General features: G+C 70.9%; 23 protein-coding genes. 11 read left to right on the plus strand and 12 right to left on the minus strand.

Annotated elements, in window-relative coordinates; translation table 11 throughout:
- Positions 1 to 196 precede the first annotated feature (196 nt).
- The gene (locus ABD830_RS14730; protein WP_344987680.1) at positions 197 to 3,862 is read left to right on the plus strand and encodes a BTAD domain-containing putative transcriptional regulator; all 3,666 of its coding nucleotides are present in this window, start codon (positions 197 to 199) and stop codon (positions 3,860 to 3,862) included.
- Here ABD830_RS14730 and ABD830_RS54180 read toward each other — a convergent pair.
- Complete coding sequence (locus ABD830_RS54180) at positions 3,813 to 4,349, minus strand: helix-turn-helix domain-containing protein (RefSeq protein WP_378521064.1); 537 nt, start codon at positions 4,347 to 4,349, stop codon at positions 3,813 to 3,815. The genes ABD830_RS14730 and ABD830_RS54180 overlap by 50 nt on opposite strands.
- Between ABD830_RS54180 and ABD830_RS14735 the strand changes: the two genes are divergently transcribed.
- Together ABD830_RS14735 and ABD830_RS14740 are read left to right on the plus strand one after the other, a co-directional pair.
- Entirely contained in the window at positions 4,324 to 4,569 is a 246-nt protein-coding gene (locus ABD830_RS14735) for a hypothetical protein (RefSeq protein WP_344987362.1), read from the plus strand. The two genes, ABD830_RS54180 and ABD830_RS14735, sit on opposite strands and share 26 nt — an antisense overlap.
- A 57-nt stretch (positions 4,570 to 4,626) precedes the next feature.
- Positions 4,627 to 4,995, plus strand: a complete 369-nt coding sequence (locus ABD830_RS14740) for a helix-hairpin-helix domain-containing protein (RefSeq protein ID WP_344987363.1) — start codon at positions 4,627 to 4,629, stop codon at positions 4,993 to 4,995.
- On the opposite strand, the gene ABD830_RS14745 is transcribed toward ABD830_RS14740, so the two are convergent.
- From ABD830_RS14745 to ABD830_RS14755, 3 genes are all read right to left on the minus strand, one after another.
- Positions 4,985 to 5,365, minus strand: coding sequence for a hypothetical protein (locus ABD830_RS14745; protein ID WP_344987364.1), 381 nt, complete (start codon positions 5,363 to 5,365; stop codon positions 4,985 to 4,987). The genes ABD830_RS14740 and ABD830_RS14745 overlap by 11 nt on opposite strands.
- A 164-nt stretch (positions 5,366 to 5,529) precedes the next feature.
- Complete coding sequence (locus ABD830_RS14750; RefSeq protein WP_344987365.1) at positions 5,530 to 5,904, minus strand: hypothetical protein; 375 nt, start codon at positions 5,902 to 5,904, stop codon at positions 5,530 to 5,532.
- Positions 5,901 to 6,356, minus strand: coding sequence for a hypothetical protein (locus tag ABD830_RS14755; RefSeq protein WP_344987688.1), 456 nt, complete (start codon positions 6,354 to 6,356; stop codon positions 5,901 to 5,903). The genes ABD830_RS14750 and ABD830_RS14755 overlap by 4 nt, the downstream gene beginning before the upstream one ends.
- Between ABD830_RS14755 and ABD830_RS14760 the strand changes: the two genes are divergently transcribed.
- Positions 6,303 to 6,548: a roadblock/LC7 domain-containing protein gene (locus ABD830_RS14760; RefSeq protein ID WP_344987366.1), complete on the plus strand. Its 246-nt coding sequence runs from the start codon at positions 6,303 to 6,305 to the stop codon at positions 6,546 to 6,548. The two genes, ABD830_RS14755 and ABD830_RS14760, sit on opposite strands and share 54 nt — an antisense overlap.
- 14 nt (positions 6,549 to 6,562) lie before the next feature.
- Positions 6,563 to 6,934: a hypothetical protein gene (locus ABD830_RS14765; protein ID WP_344987367.1), complete on the plus strand. Its 372-nt coding sequence runs from the start codon at positions 6,563 to 6,565 to the stop codon at positions 6,932 to 6,934.
- 37 nt (positions 6,935 to 6,971) lie between these two features.
- On the opposite strand, the gene ABD830_RS14770 is transcribed toward ABD830_RS14765, so the two are convergent.
- The 3 genes from ABD830_RS14770 to ABD830_RS14780 all read right to left on the minus strand — a co-directional run bounded on the left by ABD830_RS14770 (position 6,972) and on the right by ABD830_RS14780 (position 10,783).
- Positions 6,972 to 8,516 (minus strand): alpha/beta fold hydrolase, encoded by a 1,545-nt coding sequence (locus ABD830_RS14770; RefSeq protein WP_344987368.1) that lies wholly within the window; start codon positions 8,514 to 8,516, stop codon positions 6,972 to 6,974.
- Between the two features lie 98 nt (positions 8,517 to 8,614).
- Complete coding sequence (locus tag ABD830_RS14775) at positions 8,615 to 9,487, minus strand: LysR family transcriptional regulator (RefSeq protein ID WP_344987369.1); 873 nt, start codon at positions 9,485 to 9,487, stop codon at positions 8,615 to 8,617.
- Positions 9,488 to 10,042: 555 nt separating this feature from the next.
- Positions 10,043 to 10,783 carry an RCC1 domain-containing protein gene (locus ABD830_RS14780; protein ID WP_344987370.1) on the minus strand — a complete coding sequence of 247 codons (741 nt, stop codon included), beginning with the start codon at positions 10,781 to 10,783 and terminating at the stop codon, positions 10,043 to 10,045.
- Between ABD830_RS14780 and ABD830_RS14785 the strand changes: the two genes are divergently transcribed.
- The gene (locus tag ABD830_RS14785; protein WP_344987371.1) at positions 10,782 to 10,943 is read left to right on the plus strand and encodes a hypothetical protein; all 162 of its coding nucleotides are present in this window, start codon (positions 10,782 to 10,784) and stop codon (positions 10,941 to 10,943) included. The two genes, ABD830_RS14780 and ABD830_RS14785, sit on opposite strands and share 2 nt — an antisense overlap.
- A gap of 252 nt (positions 10,944 to 11,195) precedes the next feature.
- Here the strand turns inward: ABD830_RS14785 and ABD830_RS14790 are convergent, their stop codons facing one another.
- On the minus strand, positions 11,196 to 12,131 hold the full coding sequence (locus tag ABD830_RS14790; RefSeq protein WP_344987372.1) for a LysR family transcriptional regulator: 936 nt from the start codon (positions 12,129 to 12,131) through the stop codon (positions 11,196 to 11,198).
- Positions 12,132 to 12,258: 127 nt separating this feature from the next.
- On the opposite strand from ABD830_RS14790, the gene ABD830_RS14795 reads away from it, so the two are divergent.
- Both ABD830_RS14795 and ABD830_RS14800 read left to right on the plus strand, forming a co-directional pair.
- On the plus strand, positions 12,259 to 13,560 hold the full coding sequence (locus ABD830_RS14795; protein WP_344987373.1) for an MFS transporter: 1,302 nt from the start codon (positions 12,259 to 12,261) through the stop codon (positions 13,558 to 13,560).
- Between the two features lie 157 nt (positions 13,561 to 13,717).
- Positions 13,718 to 14,656 (plus strand): pyridoxamine 5'-phosphate oxidase family protein, encoded by a 939-nt coding sequence (locus ABD830_RS14800; protein WP_344987374.1) that lies wholly within the window; start codon positions 13,718 to 13,720, stop codon positions 14,654 to 14,656.
- Between the two features lie 401 nt (positions 14,657 to 15,057).
- Here ABD830_RS14800 and pta read toward each other — a convergent pair whose 3' ends face one another.
- Entirely contained in the window at positions 15,058 to 17,139 is a 2,082-nt protein-coding gene (gene pta, locus ABD830_RS14805; RefSeq protein WP_344987375.1) for a phosphate acetyltransferase, read from the minus strand.
- A 179-nt stretch (positions 17,140 to 17,318) separates the two neighbouring features.
- Here pta and ABD830_RS14810 point away from each other — a divergent pair, with 179 nt between their 5' ends.
- Positions 17,319 to 18,482: an acetate/propionate family kinase gene (locus tag ABD830_RS14810; RefSeq protein WP_344987376.1), complete on the plus strand. Its 1,164-nt coding sequence runs from the start codon at positions 17,319 to 17,321 to the stop codon at positions 18,480 to 18,482.
- Positions 18,483 to 18,854: 372 nt separating this feature from the next.
- Here ABD830_RS14810 and ABD830_RS14815 read toward each other — a convergent pair whose 3' ends face one another.
- On the minus strand, positions 18,855 to 19,097 hold the full coding sequence (locus ABD830_RS14815; protein WP_344987377.1) for a hypothetical protein: 243 nt from the start codon (positions 19,095 to 19,097) through the stop codon (positions 18,855 to 18,857).
- Positions 19,098 to 19,173: 76 nt separating this feature from the next.
- On the opposite strand from ABD830_RS14815, the gene ABD830_RS14820 reads away from it, so the two are divergent.
- Both ABD830_RS14820 and ABD830_RS54185 read left to right on the plus strand, forming a co-directional pair.
- Positions 19,174 to 20,400, plus strand: a complete 1,227-nt coding sequence (locus tag ABD830_RS14820; RefSeq protein WP_344987378.1) for a hypothetical protein — start codon at positions 19,174 to 19,176, stop codon at positions 20,398 to 20,400.
- Positions 20,401 to 20,565: 165 nt separating this feature from the next.
- Positions 20,566 to 20,853 carry a hypothetical protein gene (locus ABD830_RS54185; RefSeq protein ID WP_378521022.1) on the plus strand — a complete coding sequence of 96 codons (288 nt, stop codon included), beginning with the start codon at positions 20,566 to 20,568 and terminating at the stop codon, positions 20,851 to 20,853.
- A gap of 13 nt (positions 20,854 to 20,866) precedes the next feature.
- On the opposite strand, the gene ABD830_RS14830 is transcribed toward ABD830_RS54185, so the two are convergent.
- On the minus strand, positions 20,867 to 21,862 hold the full coding sequence (locus tag ABD830_RS14830; RefSeq protein WP_344987379.1) for a sigma-70 family RNA polymerase sigma factor: 996 nt from the start codon (positions 21,860 to 21,862) through the stop codon (positions 20,867 to 20,869).
- 31 nt (positions 21,863 to 21,893) lie between these two features.
- The gene (locus ABD830_RS14835; RefSeq protein WP_344987380.1) at positions 21,894 to 22,235 is read right to left on the minus strand and encodes an EthD family reductase; all 342 of its coding nucleotides are present in this window, start codon (positions 22,233 to 22,235) and stop codon (positions 21,894 to 21,896) included.
- Positions 22,236 to 22,279: the final 44 nt, after the last annotated feature.

Here is a 22,279-nt window from a genome sequence, read left to right on the forward strand (position 1 = left end):
ACCGGAGCTTGCGGGGAGCAGCGGAGGCGGAAAGCTGAAGGAGTCGGCGGAGGAGGAGCTGGCGCGGCTGCGGCGGGAGAACGCCGAGCTGGTCGAGCAGCACGCCAAGGAGAAAGCCGCCTGGGAGAAGGCACGTGCGGAGCCGGATGACGGATCCGGCATCGGTGCGGGCGAACCGGCCACGTTCGGCGAGACGCTGCGCGTCTACCGGCGCCGCGCGGGACTGACCCAGCAGCAGCTCAGTCGGCGGGCCGGAGTGAGCGTGCGTGCGGTGCGGGACATCGAGCAGGGGCGCGTGCGGCATCCCCGGTCGGAGTCGGCGCGGCGGCTGGCGGCCGCGGTCGGCCTGGCCTGGGGCGAGGCGGCGACCCGCGCCGAAGAGGCACCCGCCGTTCCCGGCGGACTGTCGGTGGATGACGGCTCTGCGGCTGACGGACGATTGAGCGTCGAGGTGCTGGGGCCGCTGGCGATACGCCACGGCTCCCGTACGGTGACCGGGCCGCTCATGCAGCGCAGCCTGCTCGGGCTGCTGGCTCTCCAGCCCGGCCAGCTGGTGGGGGTCGACGAGATCATCGACACGCTCTGGGGTGAAGACCCGCCACCGACCTGCCGCAACCTGGTCCGTTCCTATGTCGCGCGGCTGCGCGCGCTGCTGCGGCCGGCCCGAGCCGGGGTCGCGCCCGCCCAGGTGCTGGTCAGCGCCGGCGGGAGCGGAGGGTACGTGTTCACCGTCGGCCACGGCGAGCTGGACCTGCTGCGCTTCGACGCCCTGACGGCCCAGGCGCACCAGGTGCGGGACACCGACCCCCGAGCGGCTCTGGACCTGCTGGCCCAAGCGCTTGGGTGCTGGCGCGGCGCGGTGCTGGCCGACCTGCCCCGGATGCGGCAGCACCCGGCCGCGACGGCGGTCACCCAGCGGCGGGTTGCGGCGGCCCTGGAGTTCGCCGACCTGGCCCTCGGGCTGGGTGCGCACCGGCAGGCCGCCGAACGGTTACGCGCGCTGGTGGCGGTGGAGCCGCTGCACGAGGGGCTGCACGCACGGTTGATGCTGGCATTGGCCGGTTCCGGCGAGCAGGCGGCGGCGCTGGAGCTGTTCACCCGGTTCCGCGGCCTGCTGGTGCGGGAGCTCGGGGTGGAGCCCGGCGCGGAGCTGCGGGACGCGCAGGCGCGGGTGCTTCAGGGCGACCTCCCCCGTATCCGGCCGCCAGACCGTACGACCGCCTCAGGCACGACCGCCGCGAGCATGGCCACCGCGGACACGGCCGCCTCAGGCTCCGGCGTGGCCGCCCCAGGCATGACCGCCGCGAGCGTGAACGGTCGGTGGCGGCCGGCGCAGCTCCCGGCGGACGTGCTCGGATTCACCGGCCGCGCCGAGCTTCTGGAGCGACTGGACGCGCTCCTGGAGGCGGGTGAAAGCGACGATGCGGGGACGACCCTGGTGCTGACCGCGATCGCGGGAGCCGCCGGGGTGGGCAAGACCGCGCTGGCGACCCACTGGGCCCACCGCGTGGCAGCGCTGTTCCCCGACGGCCAGTTGTACATCAACCTCCAGGGATACGCGCAGAGCCCGCCGCTCTCTTCGCTGCAGGCGCTGGGTGGGCTGCTGCGGGCGTTCGGGGTCGCACCCGAGCAGATCCCCACCGAGACCGAGCAGGCCGCCGCACTGTACCGGTCGCTGCTGGCGGGCAAGCGGGTGCTGGTGGTGCTGGACAACACCCGTGATGCCGAGCAGGTCCGCCCGCTGCTGCCCGGCAGCCCCGGGTGCGTGGTGGTGATCACGAGCCGGGATCGGCTCACCGGGCTGGTCGCCACCCACGGCGCCCACTGCGTGACTCTGGATCTGTTCACCCCGGAGGAGGCGGTGGCGCTCCTCGGCCGGCTGCTGGGTGCCGAGCGAGTGGCCGCCGAGCCGGCAGCGGCTCACGAGCTGGCCAGGCTGTGCGGCTTCTTGCCGCTGGCACTGCGGATCGCCGCGGCCAACCTCACCAGCCGCCCCGAGAAGTCGATCGCGGCGTACCTGGCGGAGCTGGAGGCCGGGGACCGGCTGGGCGGGCTGGCCGTGGCCGGCGACCCGCAGGCCGCGGTGCGGATCGCCTTCGACCACTCCTACGACCGCCTGCCCCCGGCCAGCCGGCGGTTGTTCCGGCTGCTGGGGCTGGTGCCGGGGCCGCAGGTGAGCGTGCCGGGGGCCGCGGCGCTGGCGGGGGTCGCGGTGGAGGTCGCGGGCCGACTGCTCGACGAACTGGCGGACGCCCATCTGGTCGAACCCCGCGGCCATGGCCGGTACGGCCTGCACGACCTACTGGGGCTGTACGCGTGCCGGCGCGCTCAGCAGCACGACGGCCAGGCGCAATGCGAAGCAGCCCTGGAGCGGCTGCTGAACTGGTACCTGCACAGCATCGACGCCGCCGCCGAGCTGCTGTACCCCGAGGAGGTGCGCCTGCCGCCCCTCCCGTCAGCGGCCGCTACCTCCTCGCCGACGGCGTTCATCGACCATTCCCAGGCGGCGGCGTGGCTGGAGGTCGAGCTGGCCAACCTGGTGGCCGCCACCCGGTACGCCGCCGACCACGGCCCCCACCCGGCCGCCTGGCGGCTGGCCGACGCACTGCGTGGCTACTTCTGGCAGCGGCGTCCCATGGTGGAGTGGCTGCTGGTCGCGCAGGCCGGGCTGGACGCCGCCACCGTCGCCGGAGATGTACGCGCCCAGGCCCTCGGCCACCTCAGCCTCGGCCAGGCCAACCGGGCTGCCAGCCGCTCCCAGCCGGCCCGCCGGCACATCACCACCGCGCTCACCCTGGCCCGCCAGGCCGGCTGGACCGACGGCCAGGCCGCCGCCCTGTTCTGCCAGGCGAACGTGGCCATGATGGCGGGCGACCTCCATCAGTCCGCCGACAATCTGGCCCAGGCGGTGAAGTTGTACCGCCAGAGCGGCTGGCTGGGCGGGGAGGCCGAGTGCCTGTTCGACCTCGGCCTGACGGAGCGGATCCTGGGCCGGCTGCACGAGGCCGCCCAGCACCATACCCGGGCGCTCGCACTGTACCGGCGGCTCGATTCACACATCGGGGTGACGAGCACGCTGGGCGCCCTGGGCGAGATCGACCACGACCTGGGCCGGCTGGAGACCGCCCGCCGGCGCCTCACCGGCGCCATGCGGCTCTACCAGGAACTCGGCCTCCGGTTCGGCCACGGCTACTTCCTGCGCTGCCTTGCCGCGCTGGACCGCGACGCCGGCCGCACGAAGGAGGCGCTGGCCCAGGCGCAGGACGCGCTGCGGCTGGCCGGCGAGATCCGCGACCGATTCAGCGAGGCCAGGGTCCGGATCGTGCTGGCCGGCATCCACCTGCGGCTCGGCAGCGCCCAGGACGCCGGTGACCACTACCGGCAGGCACTCGAGCTGGCGCAGCAGATCCCCAGCCCCGTGTTCGAGGCCGACGCGCAGCTGGGGCTGGCCGACGTCTTCCTCACCCTCGACCAGCCCCACCAGGCCCTCCAGCGCGCCCACCGCGCGCTGGCCACCGCCGCCGTGGCAGACATGCGCATCCTGGAGGGCCACGCCCACACCACGCTGGCCGCCGCTTACGACCGGCTCGGCCGCCATCACCAAGCGCTCACGCACGCCCGACAGGCCCTGAAGCTGCACCGCCAGACCGGCCACCGCCTCGGGGTCGCCCGCGCCCTGCAGGTGCTGGGCTGTGTGCTCCGCGACGCCGGCGCTCCCGAGAGAGCCGAACGCTGCTGGCAGGAAGCCCTGGAGCTGTTCACCGACATCGGCAGCCCGGGGGCGGACGAGGTCCGCCCCCTGCTCGCTGACCTCACGGGCGTCGACCACTCGCACCCACGGGCCGCGCTGTCCCAGCACTGACATCATCCACCTGTGGAGCGAGGTCCGGCAGCTCCACCGGCTGACGGGTACCTGCTTCCACGCGCTCGACTTCCAGGACGGCCAGCACCAGGATGCGCGTCCCAGCAGTCGATCCGTCCCTCGCGCGAGGGCAGAACTCCATGCACCGGCCGGCAGAACGCGTCGAGCCGGACGGGTGCTGCCGCCGTACGATCGTCGGGCGCGGCGGCGCGTCCCCGGCGGTTACGGGTCCGCGAGGTTCTGGACGGGTGGGGATTCTGCTCGCGGCCGCGATCAGTTGCGTACGTTCCGCGGCGTCCAGGTTCAGCGCCTTCGCCAGCGCGGACAGGGAGTTGGTTCGTGGGCGATGGGATGCTCCGTGTTCCAGGCGGCGGATGGTACGGACGTTCAACTGGGCCCGCTGGGCCAGCTCGTCCTGGGTCAGCAGGGCTTGTTCGCGCCAGGTTCGTAGCAGCGTTCCCATGAGCGGTTCTTCGTCGGCCTTCATGGGTGCGGTTCCCTTCGTGGATGAGGTCGGCGACGACGTCCGGCTAGGGCAGAAAGGGGTGATGGCCTGCGGCTCTGTGCCGCCTGTCGCAGGTTACTGCGGGGCGCTGGCCGGATCGGTGCAGGATTCGTGCATTGCCCGGCAGACGCGCAAACAGCGTCTGAGCTGCACCGGAGATGGAGTTCTGCCGCTCGCCGCAGCGGCAGAAGCGGCAGCTTGAGATCCCCTGTCCGATTCGTACAAGCCTCGGCTGGGCTGCCTGGATACGTTGTCCCGTATGGACACAAGCGTTATGAAGACGAACGGCCGGAAGCCCAGTGACCTCACTGAGCTGGTCAACGTCGGCCGGTCCGTGTCCGGATACTTCGGGCGCATCGGCATCACCGAGATCGCGCAGCTGGTGGGCCGGGACCCGCTCGACCTGTACGAGCGCATGTCCGCCGCCTTCGGCGAACGGCTCGACCCCTGTCTGCTCGACACCGTCATGTCCGCCGTGGACCAGGCGGAAGGGCGGCCCGCCCGCCCGTGGTGGCACTACACCCCTCAGCGCAAACAGCTGCTGGACCAGCGGGGTGGGGTTTCCCCGCAACGAGAACCCGCGTACGGCTCAGACGGCCGTACGCGGGGGCGTCGGGTTAGCGGTTGATGCGGTAGTACACGGTGCACACGAAACGCGTCCCACCCGCCGGGGAGCCCGCACAGGCCGAGTAGCTCTCCGGCGGATGGACCACGACCGACGAGGTGTCGAGCTTCGTGCCTCTGTTCGGCTGCAGCACGTTCTGCGCTCGCGTGATGCCCTGGTACAGGTCGAGTCTGGCTATCTCCCCCGCCCTCAGGTTCAGCCCCTGCGCGTGGACGGCACCTGTCTGGTTGTTGCGCCAGAGCTTGGCCGTGACACCGCCCCTGCTGTTCTGTGCCAGCAAGGTGTAGGTCGCGGCGCTGGCGCTGGGCGCCGTGACCGTGAGAAGGACCGCCGCTGTGGCGACGCTCGTGAGCCCTGCCATCAGAGATTTCATGAAATTCTCTCCTAAAATGGAATTACGTCAGGCATGACATTCGCGACAGGCCATTCAAAATGGCCTCGGCCCGGAAGGGCATGCAGCAGTCTTCACAGGACCGGTCAAGAATGAAAGGCCATCAGCAGGGCATAAGCCGGACATTGCCCGGGCGCGGGCCTTCGTCATGGCCTTGCCTCCCGGACGGTACGGAGCAGCATCAGCGCCGCGGCGTATGCCACGCCGTACCATGCGGGGAACCAGCCGCCTCCGATCGCGGCGACGGCAAGGCTGATCGCCGACACCGCGGCGAGCAGCAGTGCGGCGGCGGTTCGCTCCCTCGCTACGTGGGCTGCCACCCCGGCCGCCCCGAGGACGCCCGAGGCGGCGAGGAGATCCGCCACCAGCCACGCGTCGAGCAGTCCCGCCCGCGCCAGCAGGTCGAGCAGCGGCGGCGGGAGCCACGGCGTCCAGATCCAGCCAGGCCCGCCGGCCAGATTGGCGGCCGAGGGGGCCGCCAGCAGCAGCAGAGCCCACCCGCGCCGGTGACCACCGCTCAAGGCCTTACCCCGGGTCGATCGGTGACCCCGATGTCCAGACGGACAGCAAGCGTCATGATCGTTCCCTTCTTGATCGTGTAGGAGGGGGCCAGGTTCGTGATCTTCCGGCCCCCTTCCACGCGGACGCCTGGCTCCGGTGCGGTGTGGTCGGCACCGGCGATCGCGCGCTCGCCCAGGTAGGCGTAGGTGGAGCGGTCGAGCAGGAGTTCATGGCTCACCCAGCCGTCTTCGACCCGGGCCACCGCCACCGCCGGACGCCCGTCGACGTCGACCGCGTCGGGGTTCACCGTCACCCCAGGGATCTTGGCCATGGCCCGGTAGACGGCCGCCTCCTGCGCCGGAGGCACCTGCAGGTCGCCTGCGACCTCGGAGGAGACCGCGGCGAGCAGGCCGCGGCGTTGTCCGCGGCGCTCCTCGCGATGAGCAGGCGGATGCTGACCATGACCGGCCAAGGCGCGTTCGAGGAGACCCTCATCTCGGGCACCGCCGGCTTCGTGGCGTTCTATGCCGCCGGCCCCACGATCGTCCTCACAGTCCTGGCCGGCCCCGGCGCGAACGTCGGGCTGCTGCGGCTGGAGGGCAGGAAGACGGCTGCCGCAGTGGCCGCCGTCGCAGCACGTCAACACCGAACCAGCCCCTGGTAGAAAGCGAGGGAGCGATGGCCAGCATGGACGTCTCTCTCAAGGAGATGATGACGATCGACGGCGCGGTCGGAGCGGCGATCGTCGATCACGGCAGCGGCATGGCGCTGGGCACGCTCGGCGGCTCCAAGGACCTGGACCTCCAGGTCGCCGCCGCCGGCAACACCGAGGTGGTCAAGGCAAAGCTCCGCACGATGGACTCGCTCGGCCTCAAGGACAGCATCGAGGACATCCTCATCACGCTGGGCGGCCAGTACCACATCATCCGGCCGATCACGGGGCGTGGGGGCAAGGGGCTCTTCCTCTACCTGGCCCTCGACCGTGCGCGCGGCAACCTGGCGATGGCCCGGCACCAACTCCGGACCATCGAGGAGAAGCTGGAGGTCTGAGCGGGCGGCCCGCACCCGTTCGGGTGCGGGCCACCTGTCAGCTCGGGATGCCGCCGCCCGCGCAGCCTCTGCCGATCCGGCCCGTCTCGAAGTACCGCACCACGTCGGCGGCGCACTCGGGCACCCGGGTGGTCGACACGTGCACGTCGTCGGCGACCGTGTAGACGGTGCCGCCGATCGCGCGCCGCGTCTGCAGGGTCCAGTCGTAGACGGACATGAACTCGTACAGGTGCCCCGCCAGCACCAGTGACCCGCTGCCCCGCTTCAACGTGGCCTGCTGCACCGGCAGCGGCCAGCCGGCACACATGACGCCCACTCCCCAGGACCGCCCGGTCGCCGGATGGCGCTTCACGAGCTGCTGGTAGTCACGCCAGGCGGCGTCGAGACCGGCCCGGCTGCCGTCCTCGTTGCACGCGACGGCCAAGTTCATGGTCATGTTCAGCATTTCGGGCGCGCCGGGCACGGGTGTCCCCATCATCGGAGCGCCGAGCAGCTCCTTGACGGTGGGCGGGGCAGTGGTGCCCGTCGCCGTCCGCAGTTCGGCCAGCGCCCTGCCCGCGCGTACCCACTCGGTCGAGTTGCGCTTGGCCAGGTCGGCTACGGCCGCGCCGTCGATGGGCCGCCGCACGTCGGTGTAGATCTTGGGGCTCTTGTCGTACGCGCGGACCAGCTTCGCCACCTCGTCGAGCACCCGCGGGGCGGTGGCACCGAGGCCGTACGTCTCATCGCGGCGGGCCAGCCAGGCGGCCATGCGCCCGAAATTACGCTCGGCCGCCTCCGCGCTGTCCTTCATGTGCTTGTCGAGACGGGTCCACGGCGGCGCCGTGCTGTCGAGGAAGGCCCGTCCGGTGTGCTCGGGGAACAGGCTGCGGTACACCATGCCCAGATAGGTGCCCCAGGAGAAGCCGAGCAGGTTGAGCGTGCGCTCACCCAGGGCGGTCCGCACCAGGTCCAGGTCCTTGGCCACGCTCTCGGTGGTGAGCTGTCCGAGGAAGGCGGGGTCGGTGCCTCCGCACTTCTGGTTGGCGGCGACCTGGGTGTCGTAGATCTTCCTGGCCGCCTCCTCGGTCAGCGTGCCCGGCTCCTCCGGACCTCCTGGCGTGATGGGGCAGGCGACCTTGGTGCTGTAGCCCACCCCGCGCGGGTCGAAGCCGATGATGTCGTAGCGCTCGTTGAGCTTGGCCATCTCCTCGTTCCTGAGCGCGGCCCGCAGGATCGGGTCCAGGTATCCGCTGTTGCCCGGCCCTCCGGGCAGGACGGCGGTGGCGCCGAACCGGTGGGCCTCGTCCGTGGCGGCCAGCCGCGTCACCGCGATGTCGATCTTCCGCCCGCCGGGGTCGCGGTGGTTCAGCGGGACGCTGACCGTCCCGCACTCCAGGCGCTTCATCAGGGTACGGAAGGCCGGAACCCGCTCCTCCGTCACACCCAGACTCCGGATCACCTCATCGGAGTAGGCCGGGCAGGACTTCCACTCCACGGACGAAACGCCGGAGCTCGGGCCGGGGTTCGCGGTGGCGCCCGCAGCGGAAGGATGCGCCGCCAGCACCAGCGCCAGTGCCGTCAGCCATGTTCGGTACGTCATGCGGACCAGCTGTAGTGCAGCGGCGGTTTCCTCCCCGTTTCCATGAGGCGGCTCGAGGGCGAGACCTTGGGCATCGGCCGTGACGCCGACTCTCGACGTCAGAAGACCCGGGCCAGGACGTTCAGCAGGTGGCGCACAGCGGGCTGCGGCGGGCCGGGCGGCACCGCCAGCGAGGTGGTCAACGCGGGTTCCGCGAGCGGCCGGATGGCGACCCGGGGCACCTCGGGCAGACCGGCCACCTCGTAGAAGACCGTCCACGACGGAGCGCCGGCGCCGATGCCGGCCAGGGTCTCGTGGAACGTCGTGAACGGCGGCCCGGCCGGCGGGGCGATCCCGGCCGCCCGGCACGCGTCGGTGACCAGGTCGTGAAAGGGCGGGTTGTCCTCGCGCGGAGACAGCCGGAGTGGCGCGTCCCCCAGGTCTTCGAGCCGGAGCGTGGCCTGACGCGCCAGCGGGTGCGCGGCGGGCAACGCCACGTACAGCCGGTCCCGCCAGATCGGCAGGAGCTCCAGGCCGGGCGCGTCGGTGAGTACGCGGACCAGCGCCGCGTCGAGTTCGCCCGAGCGTACGGCGGACAACCGCGCCGGCAGGGAGAGACGGCGCGGCCGGACCTGGAGGCGCGGCGCCAACGCGGCCAGCTCCTTGAGCAGGCGGTAGATCCGGTCGCCCGGCCCCTGCACGACACCGAGACGCAGGACCCCCTCGGTGCCCGCGCGGATGTCGGCGGCGACCTGCCGGGTGCGGTCCGCGGCGGCGAGCACGGTACGCGCCTCCGGCAGCAGCCGCTCCCCCGCACCGGTCAGCCGCACACGCCGGGTCGAACGGTCGAACAGCGACACGCCCAGCTCGCGTTCGAGCCGGAGGACCTGCTGGCTCACCGCAGACTGCACGATGCTGAGCCGCTCGGCCGCGCGCCCGAACCCACCCTCGTCGGCGACCGCCACGAAGTACGCCAGCTGCCGCAGCTCCACCCGCGCCCCTCGATTCATCTGGGTTCGTGATGACTGCCGGTTGCATCCGCTTCTGGTTCGCGGCTGCTTCCCCGGCTCGAATGGATCCCGTTCTCGAGAGGAGCTGACGGTGACTTCCACCATGACGCCGGCCCTGGTCGTCTCCGCCGAGTCCGCGAAGATGTTCTACGTGCTTGGTGGGGAGCCGGAGTTCCTTCTCGGCGAGAAGGTGACGACCGTCGCCGAGGGCGGGGCGGCTCGGGCGTATCCAGCATGGCCTGAAGCCCGCAGGAGGGCTGCTGCCGGAGCAGGAGCGCTACGACGTGCACTTCGTCGAGGCCGCCGTCTGGCAGTCGCCGCGGGGCTCGCGATGACCGCCGGGTGGCGAGGCCGCGCGCGAGTCGATCCGCCCGCTGTCGCCCGCCGTGCGGCTGGGCGGGCGACAGCGGGCCGGCTCCGTCGGCCGTCGGCCGTCGGCGTCACGGCCCCCCGCCGTGGCGCCGACGCCGGTCGCGGTCGAGCTGTAGCCCGTCTCCGCGATCCTCCGGCCGGCCGACAAGACTCAGCCGGAGAGCGTCACAGCACCGCCATGCAGACGTATCCGCACGAGATGCTGCTCACCCCGCACTGCGCCTCATCGGGGATGTCGAGTTGCCCGTAGACGTTGTACGCCCACACGATGATCTTGCCACTGGCGGTCAGCGCCATGCTGGCCACGATCCCCGCGGAGATCGCGACAACATCGGACTGCGCCTCGTAGGGAACCTCCAGTTGTCCGTACTGGTTGTCGCCCCATGCGAGCACGGCGCCGTTCTTGAGGGCCAGGCTGAAACCGGCGCCCGCGGAGATGTCGGTGACACCGGACTGCGCTTCGGCGGGCACGGTCAGGTTCGCAGGAAGGTTGGGCCCCCAAGTGATGACGCGGCCGTCCTCCCGCAGCGCAAGGGCATGTCCCTGCGCGGAAATCGCGACAATACCCTCCTTCGCCTCGTCAGGAACGGCGACATATCCATTCCATTGGAGGACGCCGCCGTCCTTGAGAAAGAGGCCGTAGGAGTTTCCACCGTTCGCGCCGGCGATTGCGGTGACCCCGGATTTCGCCGCTTCGGGGAGGGCCAACTGGGTGTCGTGGGTACCGCCCCAGACGATGACGCCACCGTCCCTGAGCGCAAAGGCATATCGGCCGGCCGTCGCGATCGCCGTGACGTCTCTGGTCGCCACAACAGGTACGCGAGACAACCTCTGCTGGTTGGGGTCCTGAAGGTTCAGGTTTCCCCAGATGCTCACCCGCCCGTCCTTGAGCATCAGGTTGTACATGTTCGCGCATGCCCCGGCCGAGACGGCGGTCACTCCCGACAACCCGGCCGCCGGCACCGCCGGGGCGCTGGCCGGACCCCACTGGATGATCCTGCCCTCGCCCGGAGCGCACGCCTGCGGCTCGGAGCCGTCGGCTGTGATCGACTTCGTCCCTGCGTAGGCTTGCGCAGTGGACATTTGCGCAATCGTCCCGCCCAGCACGGCGGCCGGCACACCGACCCCAACCGTACGCATGAGCTGACGCCTACTGATCACAACGCCTCCATCAGGTGGTCCGACCCCTTACCGGGTTGCTCGACGCCTGCGGATGCTACGAGACCGATCTTCCGTTCTTCTTCCGCTCCGATTCCGTACCGATATGCGGCGAAAACGCCCTACTTCTGCTCATCACAGGGCCCGACGCCTGGGGCGTTCAGTAGCGAAGCACCCAGCCCGGAACCCAGGTCCCGGCGGCGTCGCAGCCGGGCGCTGTGGTGGCGAGGTGGGTGCGGAGGGTGGCCAGCGCCGGGTGGGGGTTGTCGCGGTGCCACAGAAGTGAGTGCGGGTAGACGGGCGTGGGGTCGGTCACCGGGATGCGGCGCAGGCCGTGGTCGGCGGGCCAGACCAGGCGGGTCTGCTCACCCATGAAAGTGGCCAGGGCCGGGGTGTCGGCGATGGTGTCGAGGAGCGCGTCGGAGCCGAAGTTGGGGCCGGTCGCCTCGATGGTGAGGCCGAACTCGGCGACGAGATCGTCGTAGTAGGCGGCCCATTCGGTGCCGGGGACGATGCCGGGCATCCAGATCCGGTGCCCGGCGAGCTGAGCGACGGTCACCGACCGGGCGCCGGCCAGCGCGTGGGCGGGACCGGTGAGGAGCTGGAGCGCCTCGTCGAGCACCCGTACGGACGCGATGTCCTCGGGAAGGGGCCGCCCGGGCACGGCGACGGCGCGGAAGGACGCGTCGATCGCACCGGACCGGATGGCGGCGACGGCCGTCTCGACGTCGAACAGCATCACCACGTCGAGCTCGATCTCGGGGTGCGCGCGGTGGAAGCCGCGCATCAGGCCCGAGGCCGCGCTGCGCGAGGCGATCATGTCGACGCGCAGCGGACGGCTGCCGGTGCGCACGGACGCGACCGCGCGCTCGGCGACGCGCAGCAGCTCGCGGGCGTGGGGCAGGAACGCCTGCCCGTCGATGGTGAGCTCGGCGCCGCGGGCGGTGCGGGTGAACAGCCGCACGCCGAGGTTGCGCTCCAGCGCGGCGATGCGCTTGGAGACGGCCTGCTGGGTGACCGCCAGCTCGGCGGCGGCCTCCTGGAACTGCCCCGCGTCGGCGGCGACGACGAAGGTCCGTATGGTGTCGAGGTCCATGCCGACACCCTACGGACACAACCGCTCGTTGTGGTCGACAGCCCCGCAGTTGTTTGATCCCCTGGTCCAGCGCGCGCTTTGATGCATGCGATCACGGATCGGTTGTGCGAGCGAGGGGACGTCGGGCATGAGAAGCGGGCACCGGTTGGGGCGGCAGTTCGGGTGGCTCTGGGGAGCGTACGGGACCAGCGCGCTCGGCACATGGCTCGCCTTCGGCGCCTTCCCGCTGATCGCCATCCAGGTGTTGCACGCCGGACCGGCGCAGGTCGCCGCGCTCTCCTGCGTGGGGGCCGTGGTGGGAGCGGCCGTGGCGGTGCCGCTGGGTCCGTGGGTGGAGTTCCGGCGCAAGCGGCCGGTGCTGATCGCGATGGACCTGGCGCGGTTCGCGGCGCTGCTGACGATCCCCACCGCGTACGCGCTCGGCGTGCTCACCTTCCTTCAGCTCCTGCTGGTCTCGGTCGTCGTCGCGGCGGCCGACATCGCCTTCCGCGCCGCCTCCGGCGCGTACCTGAAGACGTTGCTGCCGGCCGAGGACCTGCTCGTCGCCAACGCCCGATTCGAGTCCACGGCCTGGACGACCACGGTCATCGGACCGCCGCTGGGCGGCGCGGCGACCGGGCTCCTCGGCCCGGTGGCGACAGTGGTGGCCGACGCGGTCAGCTACCTGCTCTCGGCCGTGGGCATCCGCGCGATGGGCGGGCACGAGCCGCAGCCCCAGCGCCGGCAGGCCGCGCGCATGCGGGCCTCGGACCTGCTCGACGGCTGGCGGTACATCATCGCCGACGCGACGCTGCGTCGGCTGCTGCTCAACACCGCCTGGTTCAACGGCCTGGTGATGGCCACCGGGCCGCTGTTGTCCGTCCTGATGCTCGGCCAACTCGGCTTCGCACCGTGGCAGTACGGCCTCGCCTTCGCCGCGCCCTCGATCGGCGGACTGCTCGGTTCGCGGCTGGCCCGACCGCTCGTCACCCGGTTCGGGCAGCACCAGGTCCTGGTCGCGGCCGGGGCACTGCGCGCGATCTGGTCCGTCGGCCTGGCCTTCGTGGGGCCCGGCGCCGGCGGGCTGCTGCTGGTGATGGGCGTCGAACTCGGGCTCATCTTCTGCTGCGGAGTCTTCAACCCCGTCTGCGCCACTTACCGCATCGAACGCACCGCGACCGACCGGGCCGCCCGCATGCTGTCCGCCTGGGCGGTGACGACCAAGGCCTCGGCCGCGCTCCTGACGGCCGTCTGGGGTGTGCTGGGCGGCCTGCTCGACCCGCGTACGGCCATCGGCCTGGCCGGCGTGCTCCTGCTGGCGACCCCGCTGCTGCTCCCCCGCCGCCCGGCCGCCCCTCTCCCCGAACCGGAGCCGGAGCCGGCACCGAGCCACGCCAGGGAGCTGGCCGTTGCGCTGAACGAGACCGACCGGACAGCCGAATCAGCCTGACTTCAGTACGCTGCGCGCGCTGTCGCGACCTGCGTGGCCCGCTCTGGCCGGGGCCGCGTCCGCCGTGCGGCGGGCCACGTTTTCACCTTCCTTGCCGAACGAACGAGATGATCACACGCATGCGCTTACACCCCCGCCTCCCCTCAGGAGCCGCCCTGTGACCACGACACCGATCGACCCTGAGGTCGGCGCCGTCATCGATGCCTACCGGACCTGCGAGTTCGCCACTCTCGGGGCTGACGGCACCCCACTGACCTGGCCCACTGCGGCCTGGCGCCGGACAGACGGCACGCTGCTCGTCACCACCAGCCTGGCCTTCGCGCAGAAGGCGCTGAACGTTCGCCGGGACGGACGTGTCGCACTGCTCTTCTCCGACCCCACCGGCAGCGGCCGCGCCGACGCGCCCCAGGTCTTCGTCAGCGGAACCGCGACCTGCCCCGACGAGATCCGGACCGGGCCGGACGAGGCGGCCGATTACTGGCGTACGCTCTTCGAACGGCAGCCGCACAGCCGGAACTACGTCCGGGCCCCCGGCCGGTGGTTCATGGACTGGTACTACCTGCGGCTCTTCATCACCGTGACACCCACCCGGGTCGAGGTACGGCCACCGCTCGCCGAGTTGACCACCACCGAACAGCCCGCGCCCACGACACCGCCCGCCACGGACCTGCCCGGCGCCGACCTGATCGCCCGCTTCCCGAGCGCGGTCCTCGGCGCCCGGGAAGCCTCCGGGGCACCGCTGCTGGTACGCACGCGGCCAAGGGCCACCACCGACGGCTTCACCATCACGGCGAACACCGCCGACGGCATCGTGCCGGGCAAGGCCAGCCTGCTCGTGCACCGGCACGACGAGCGGCTCAACGCCATGCACAACGCACTGATCCGCGGCGAACTCCGCGCCGACGGCGACCAATGGACGTTGGTCCCACAGAAAGTGGTCGAGCCGGTCGGATCCGGCCGCGTCAGCGACGCGTTCCGCACCCTGCGCACGGTCCGCCGATCCACGGCCCGCTACCTGGAGCGGCGCGGCCTGGCCCGCCCCCGGGTCCAGTGGGAGCAGTTCCAGCTGCTCGCCACATCCACAGACGACGCATAACACCGGCTGGGCAGGACGGCAGGGTCGCCGGTCCTGCCGTCCGCAGCCTGCGCCGAGATCGCGCCGAAGTCGTCCACCGACGTGCCGAGGCCTCATTTCAGAGATCGCCTCGGAGATCGCCGACGATCAAGTAGGCTCACCCGAAATCGGGGCTTGATCGGTCAAATTCGCCGTGTCCGCTGGCTGCCCACCTCGCCCGCTTGTCTCCTGTCGGTCTCCGCCATGGAGTTCTGCCTCATTCCGGTCGTCTCGACGGCCGGCTCCGCCGCGCATCCTTGGGCGGTCGTCCGCGACGGGCCTCACCGGGCCCTGTTTCCGGGCTTCCCCATCCTCAGTCCCCGCGCACAGAAAGGTCATGTCGCCCGATTGACATCGGCGGAGCTTCTGTCGTGCTCGGCGTGTCAGTGGCGGCGTATCGCCGTTTCCACCTCGTCCTCAAGGCCGGCGTCTGGTTCGTCGTCGCGTACCTGCGCGGCGGTGATGGCCACAGTGGTGACGATGTCGGCGACGGTGGCGCCGCGCGAGAGGTCGTTGACCGGCTTGCGCAGTCCTTGCAGTACCGGTCCCACCGCCACGGCGCCGGCGCTGCGCTGGACGGCCTTGTAGAGGTTGTTGCCGGTGTTGAGGTCGGGCACCACGAAGACGGTTGCCCGCCCGGCCACCTGGCTGTCGGGCATCTTGGCCCGCGCCACCGAGGGGTCGACCGCGGCGTCGTACTGGATCGGACCTTCCACCGGCAGGTCGGGACGGCGCTCGCGGACCAGCGCGGTGGCGGCGCGAACCTTGTCGACATCGGCGCCGGCACCCGAGGCGCCCGTCGAGTACGACAGCATGGCGATCTTGGGATCGACGCCGAACAGGGTGGCGGTACGGGCGGAGGAGATCGCGATGTCCGCGAGCTGCTCGGCACTCGGATCGGGATTGACCGCGCAGTCGCCGTACACCAGGACCCGATCGGCCAGACACATGAAGAACACGCTGGACACCAACCCCAAGCGCAGGGTCTCGAACGCCGGCCTGATCGTGTGTGCGGTGGTGTGCGCTGCCCCTGAGACCATGCCGTCGGCCATGCCGGTGTGCACCATCAGCGTGCCGAAGTACGACACATCCGTGACAGCGTCGCGGGCCAGCTCGACGGTCATCCCCCGGTGCGCCCGGACTCTGGCGTACTCGCGGGCGAACTGCTCGCGCAGCTCCGCGTCGAACGGGCTCAGCACCCTGGCCTCGTCCAGATCCAGGCCGAGCTGGGCGGCCTGTGCCCTGATCCGCTCCTCGTCGCCGAGCAAGGTGAGCTCGGCCACGCCACGGCGCAACAGGACGTCGGCCGCACGCAGGATGCGCGGCTCCTCGCCTTCGGGCAGCACGATGTGCCGACGCCGGGCACGCGCCCGGTCCAGCAACTCGTACTCGAACATCAGCGGCGTGACGACGTCGGTCTTGGCGATGGCCAGCCGATCGAGCAGCAACCGGCCGTCGACGTGCTCGGCGAACAGCCGCAGTGCCGTGTCGGTCTTCCCGCCGGCTTCCGGCGTGAACTGGCCCTCCACCGCCGACAGACGGGTCGCGGTGTCGAAGGTGTCGTGGTCGGTGGCGATGACCGGGAGTGGAATGTCCATGCTGCGCAGCAGCCGGTCCACCGGGGCGGGCAGATCCGTGCCGCCCGTCATGATCACTGCGGACAGGGTGGGGAAGCCCGGCGCCACATGTGCCGCGATCAGCCCGGGCAGCAGTGCGGCGGCCCGATCGGACGGGATGATCACTGCTGCGCCCTCGGTGTAGCGATCCAGGATGCCGGGCAGCGACATCGCGCCCACCATCAGCGCGTTCGCCTCCCGGCCGAGCCCGTTACGCTCACCGAGGAAGAAGCTCCCGTCGCAGGCGTCCAGCAGGTCGGCAACGGTGGGTGCGCGCAGGGAGCGGGCTTCGGGCAGCACGAACACCGGCGTGGGGTGGTCGATCGCGATATGCTCGGCAGCCGCCCTGGTGACGACGACCGCGAGCTCCCGGGCGTGGTGGTGCGCCAGTTGCCGGGACGACAGCTCGACCGCGGCGGCGATCTCCGCAGCCGTCCTGCCTTTCCCGCTCACCACGTTCAGCACAGGTGTTCCCAGATCCGCGGCCAGCCGGGCGTTGAACTCGAACTCGGTCGGCGCGCCCACGTCGGTGTAGTCGGTGCCGATCACCACCATCGCGTCGCACCGCCCCGCGAGCGCACGGTAGCGGGCCACGATGTCGCCGGCGGCACGCTCGGCGTCGGCGTGCACCTCGTCGTAGGTGACGCCGGCGTACGTCTCGTAGGGCAGGCTGAGCTGGAACCTGCTCCGGATCGTGTTGATCAGGTTGTCCTCACGGCCTGCCCTGACAACTGGACGGAACACGCCCACGGTCTCCACTTGCCGGGACAGCAGTTCGACCATTCCGAGTGCGATCGTGCCCTTGTTGCTCCCTGCTTCGCCCGCCGCTACGTATACCGCACGTGTCATGTTCACCATTCTCGACGGACGCGATCCCGCTCAGGAACCTTGGGCCGGGGGACCACGTACGCACCGTCCTGCTGGACGACCGCCGCCCACCTGCGCCAGCAGATCACCGACGCCCGGCTCGAGGCCCGCGCCCAAACCCGCGAACACGGCGAGGACCCCGTGGAAATAGGCTCGTGGACATGGCCGGCCACATTCTCGTCCTGAACACGGGATCCTCGTCGATCAAGTACGAACTCGTCGACGTCACCACCCACGAACGCCCGGCCCGCGGGCTGGTCGAACGTATCGGCGAGGAGACCGGCCGGCTCACACACCGGACCGGCGACCAGCCGCCGTACGTGCGGGACCGGCCCTTCCCCGGCCACGGCGAAGGGCTGGACGCGATGATGGACGCCTTCGCCGCGGCGGGACCAGACCTGGACCCCATCGCGGTCGGGCACCGCGTTGTGCACGGCGGCACCCGTTTCACCGAAGCTGTGCTCATTGACGACGAGGTCATCACCGCCATCGACGGGCTGGCGCCGCTCGCTCCTCTGCACAATCCGGTCAACCTGACCGGGATCAAGATCGCGCGCAAAGCATTCCCCGATGTGCCGCAGGTGGCCGTGTTCGACACGGCGTTCCACCGGACGCTGCCGCCGGAGGCCTACACCTACGCCGTGCCGCGCGAGTGGGGCGTGCGGCGCTTCGGATTCCACGGCACCTCCTGCGCATACGTCTCGCGCCGCGCCGCCGTCTTCCTCGGCCTCGACCTCGCCGAGCTCAACCTGATCGTGCTGCACCTGGGCAACGGCGCCAGCGCCACCGCGATCTCCGGCGGCCGCAGCGTCGACACCTCCATGGGCATGACACCGCTGGAAGGGCTCGTCATGGGTACCCGTTCCGGCGACGTCGATCCCGCCCTCGCCGGTTACCTCGCCCGTATGGACGGCATCGACGCCCAGCAGATGGAGCACGCACTCACCCATCACAGCGGGCTGCTCGCCCTGACCGGAAGCCGCGACATGCGCGAGGTACGCGCCCGCGACGACAACGAGGCCCGGCTGGCCCTGGAGATCTACACCCGGCGCATCCGCAAGTACGTCGGCGCGTACTACGCGCTGCTCGGCCGGGTGGACGCAATCGTGTTCACCGGTGGTGTAGGCGAGCACGACACCGCGACCCGCGCCGCCGCCCTGGCCGGACTCGAACGGCTCGGCATCACTGTGGACCCGGCGCTCAACCAGGCCGCAGCGACCGGCGAGCGCGCCGTCTCCCCTCCCGGCGCCGAGGTGTCCGTGCTGGTCATCCCCACCGACGAGGAATGGGAGATCGCCCGGCAGGCCCAGACACTCATCGCATGACAGGCGGCACGCGGATCCTCCACCAGCCGCCTGCCATCAGCCCACTCGTCGGCATCCGGCCCCCCAGGGCTTAGGGGGCCATCGATCCGGCCGGCTGAAATTCCGTCGATTATGGGCCTCCGGATAAGGAAATGCAGTCGCCAGCCGTTAATAGGCCGGATATAGCGGCCCTGACTTGGAATTGCAGTGGCCTGTCCTAAACCCCTCCCACGGTGATCGACCAAAGATGTCACCACTCGGGTAGATAGTCCAATCACCCCCTCATAGGCGAGCATGAGGCGGCTGATTCGGGGGCTTTTCGATGAAGGGGATTTCCGCGTGCGCAATGACGCCTCGCTACCGAGCTACCAACGTCTTTTCGGGCCTCTCGACCTACGGGCCGGCGACGAGGCCCGTTCCGTCCACTCCCCCGCCGCCTACCTGACCGACCTGCTCACCTTCCTCCAGGAGACCTTCCACGACGTCTCCCTGCTGCGCCGCCGGCCCGGCATCGGAAAGGTGAAACTCGACGCGGACAACACCTTCACCGCCCTGCCGTATCTCGACATCGTCAACGAGGTGCTCGAGGCGCTGGTGGGCGAGCGGCCATACGAGCGGATGAAGACGTTCACGCACCCGCGGAACCTGCCGTTCTCGCTGGAGGCCGCCACATTCCGCCCCCGCCGGCTCGATCGCCCCCGCCGGGGCGGGCATGGACGACCGGCTCGCCAAGCAGGGCACCGAACAGGTCTTCCGCGCCTTGGAGGCGGAACTGCGGGGCGAAGATTCCGAGCTGTACCCGACCCGCTGGATCGACGTCGCGGCCTACGACCCGGCCGCCCAGCTCTGGATCGTCAAGGGCCTGGATCTGCTGCTGCGCAACGCCGCGACGGCCGGGCCCGATTTCGACGGCGTGCGGGCCTCGTCACTGCTCGTGGACCGGGCCCCGGAGCGCCGCTTCGACCCCACCATCTCCGGCGAGCGGTTCACGTACGAGATCCTCACGCTGAGCGGCTGGCTGGAGACCGCCCTGCCCGCGGGCCTGACCGTGCCCGCCGCGCCGGCGCTGACGCGGCTGGGCGGGATCTACCGGCCCCCGGCGGCCAAGCCGTTCGACCCGGACGCCCTGACCGCGGCGCTGCTGCCCGCGCTGACCGAGCGGCTGACCGAGCAACGCACGTGGTGGGCGGACTCGGCGGAGGCGGACGACCCGATGTGGCTGGCGGACACCGCCCGCGCTGTCCAGGCGTTCGTTCGCGACAGCACCGGCCTGTTCACCGGGGCCTGCGCCGACGGCCCGCTCAACGAGGGGTTCGCCTACGACCAGGACGTCGCGGGCGCCTCCGCCCGGCCGGACGACGACACCAGCCGTCTGACCTTCCTGCGTCAGCAGGTGCATCTGCTGGGCCGGGCCGAGCTGGTGTCCGCCGGGTACGACCACACCCGCATGGACGAGGCCGAGGCACTCGACGACCTGCTGCGGGACTGGCTGACCGACGACATCTCGCTGAACGACCTGGTGGGCGACCTCCTCGGTCACTCTCCCGCACACCGGAACGGCCCAGCAGGCTGGATCTACCTCCCCGAACGCCCACCCGGCGCCGGATGGGGGCCGCGCGAGGCGTGGCGCCCATACGTCTACCGGCTCATGATGCACGAACTGGTGCACCGTCTGGCCCACGCCCGCTACATCGAGGCGGTGGATATGGTGGCCGATCCGCAGATCCTCGCCGAGGGCGTCGTCGACCTGCTCACATGCGAGTTCCTGGAGCTGTCGCGGAGCCACCCCGAGTTGGGCGCCCTGGTGCCCGAGGACGGCTCGGTCGGGTACGGGGCTTCGGGACAGGCTGCGGCCCAGATCAGCGACCTGGTCGGGCCGGACAACGTGAAGGCGGCGTTCTTCCTCGGCCGCGTCGAGTTCCTGGGGATCTCACTGTAGGAAAGCTGGGTTACAGCGCACAGGAAATCCGCCGATGAGCCCGCAGCTCCCCCAGTACATCCCTCCCGAACCAGGTCCAGCCTGGTCACCGGGGCGACGACGTCGTCGAGGGCCGCAACAGCCTGGAAGCCCCGGCGACCAGGCCGAGGCCCTCGAACGGCTCGGATGTACCGGGGCGCTGCTCGGCTCTTTGAGGCCGCGGTCAGCCGACCAGAGCGGAACGGACCCGCCGACCGGTCGAGGTCCGACGACCTCTACGCCGACCTCGCCCGAGACTCGCTCGACCGCCTGCCACTGGATCGCGCGGTACTCGCCGCGTTCGCCGAACTCGTACGGGCCGCCGGCCCCCGGCCCGTCGCCGAGGCCGGCTGCGGTCCCGGGCGGTTACACACGGTCGAGGAGTTGCGCCGCACACCACCGGAAGGCATCGTGCACATGGCCGGCTCCGGCTGAACCCGTTGGCGGGTCAGTACGCGAGCACGTCTGGGAAGCCGAACGCCGCGACCAGCGCGGGATCGTGGAACTTGATCACGCGGGAGACGCCGGTGGCGGTGGCGGCCAGCACCACGGCGCCATCGGCTCGGAGCGCACCGTCCACGTCCCGGTGGTACACGACGGCGGCGGGTTGGCCGTTCGCGGTGGTCGCGATCATCCGCCAGTCGCCCGGTGTGCCCAGCACGTACGCGTCGAGCATGTGGATGCACATCGCCCGGCCCGACTGCCAGTCACGGAATGGCGTCGCCTCCAGCGTGGCGTCCGCCCGCAGCACCTGTTCCAGCAGGCCGACGTCGGAGCGCTCGAAGGCCGCGATGTAGCCGTCGAGCAGCGCGCGTGCCCGTTGGTCGGTCGGTTCGAGTAGTTCCGCGGGCTCGGGCTCCAGTTCGTCGAGCCGGGCGCGGGCGCGCTGCAGACCGCTCTTGACCGCCGCAGTGGTGGTGTTGAGGATCTCCGCGGTCTCGGCCGCCGAGAAGGCCAGCACTTCGCGCAGGATGAGGATCGCACGCTGGCGGGCGGGCAGGTGCTGCAGGCTCGCGATGAGCGCCAGCCGCAGCGACTCGCGTCCGACGATCACCGCGGCCGGATCGTCGGCGGGCGGGGCGATCCATGCGTCCGGCAGCGGTTCCAGCCACGAGACCTCGCCCGGAGCAACGGGACTCGGCGGGCGATCGGGTCCGTCGTACGGGCCTGTCAGGCCCGAGGGCAGCACCCGGATCGGGCGCGGCTCCAACGCCGTCAGGCAGACGTTGGTGGCGATCTTGTAGAGCCAGGACCGAATCGACGCCCGGCCCTCGAATCCGGAGTAGGACCGCCACGCCCGCAGATACGTCTCCTGCACCAGGTCCTCGGCATCGTGCGCCGAGCCGACCATGCGGTAGCAGTGCGCCAACAGCTCCCGGCGGAACCGCTCAGTCTCGGCGGTGAACCGGTCATGATCGAGTGCCGCCCGCAGATGCGATGTCACGTCACGAGCCCAGTGCTGCGACACGAAGCGATCAGACCTCGTCGAGTTGCAGGATCAGGCCGTGAAAGGTCGCGTAGCGGGCCAGGTTCGCCACGGCATCCTCGGCGGCGCGCCGGCCGATCTCGGACCCGAGCGCGGCTTCCAGCGCAGCCATGTCGTCCCAGTCCAGCATCACGACCATGTAGCACGGCTCGCCGATCACGGCTGCCGGCTCATGACTGCGCGTGTAACGACGCAGGCCCGGATACTGTTTCGCCAACGGGATGTGGACATCGTTGTAGTGACGTTCGAACGCGTCGACGTCGGAGGGGGTGTCGTACATCACGACGAATCGCGCCATCTGCTTGGCGGCCGGGTCCACGGTTGCGGTCATCTGTTTCGACTCCTGTCATGGGAACCTCCGGTGTGCGGCGTCAC

This window comes from Nonomuraea helvata, assembly GCF_039535785.1.
Lineage (GTDB): Bacteria > Actinomycetota > Actinomycetes > Streptosporangiales > Streptosporangiaceae > Nonomuraea > Nonomuraea helvata.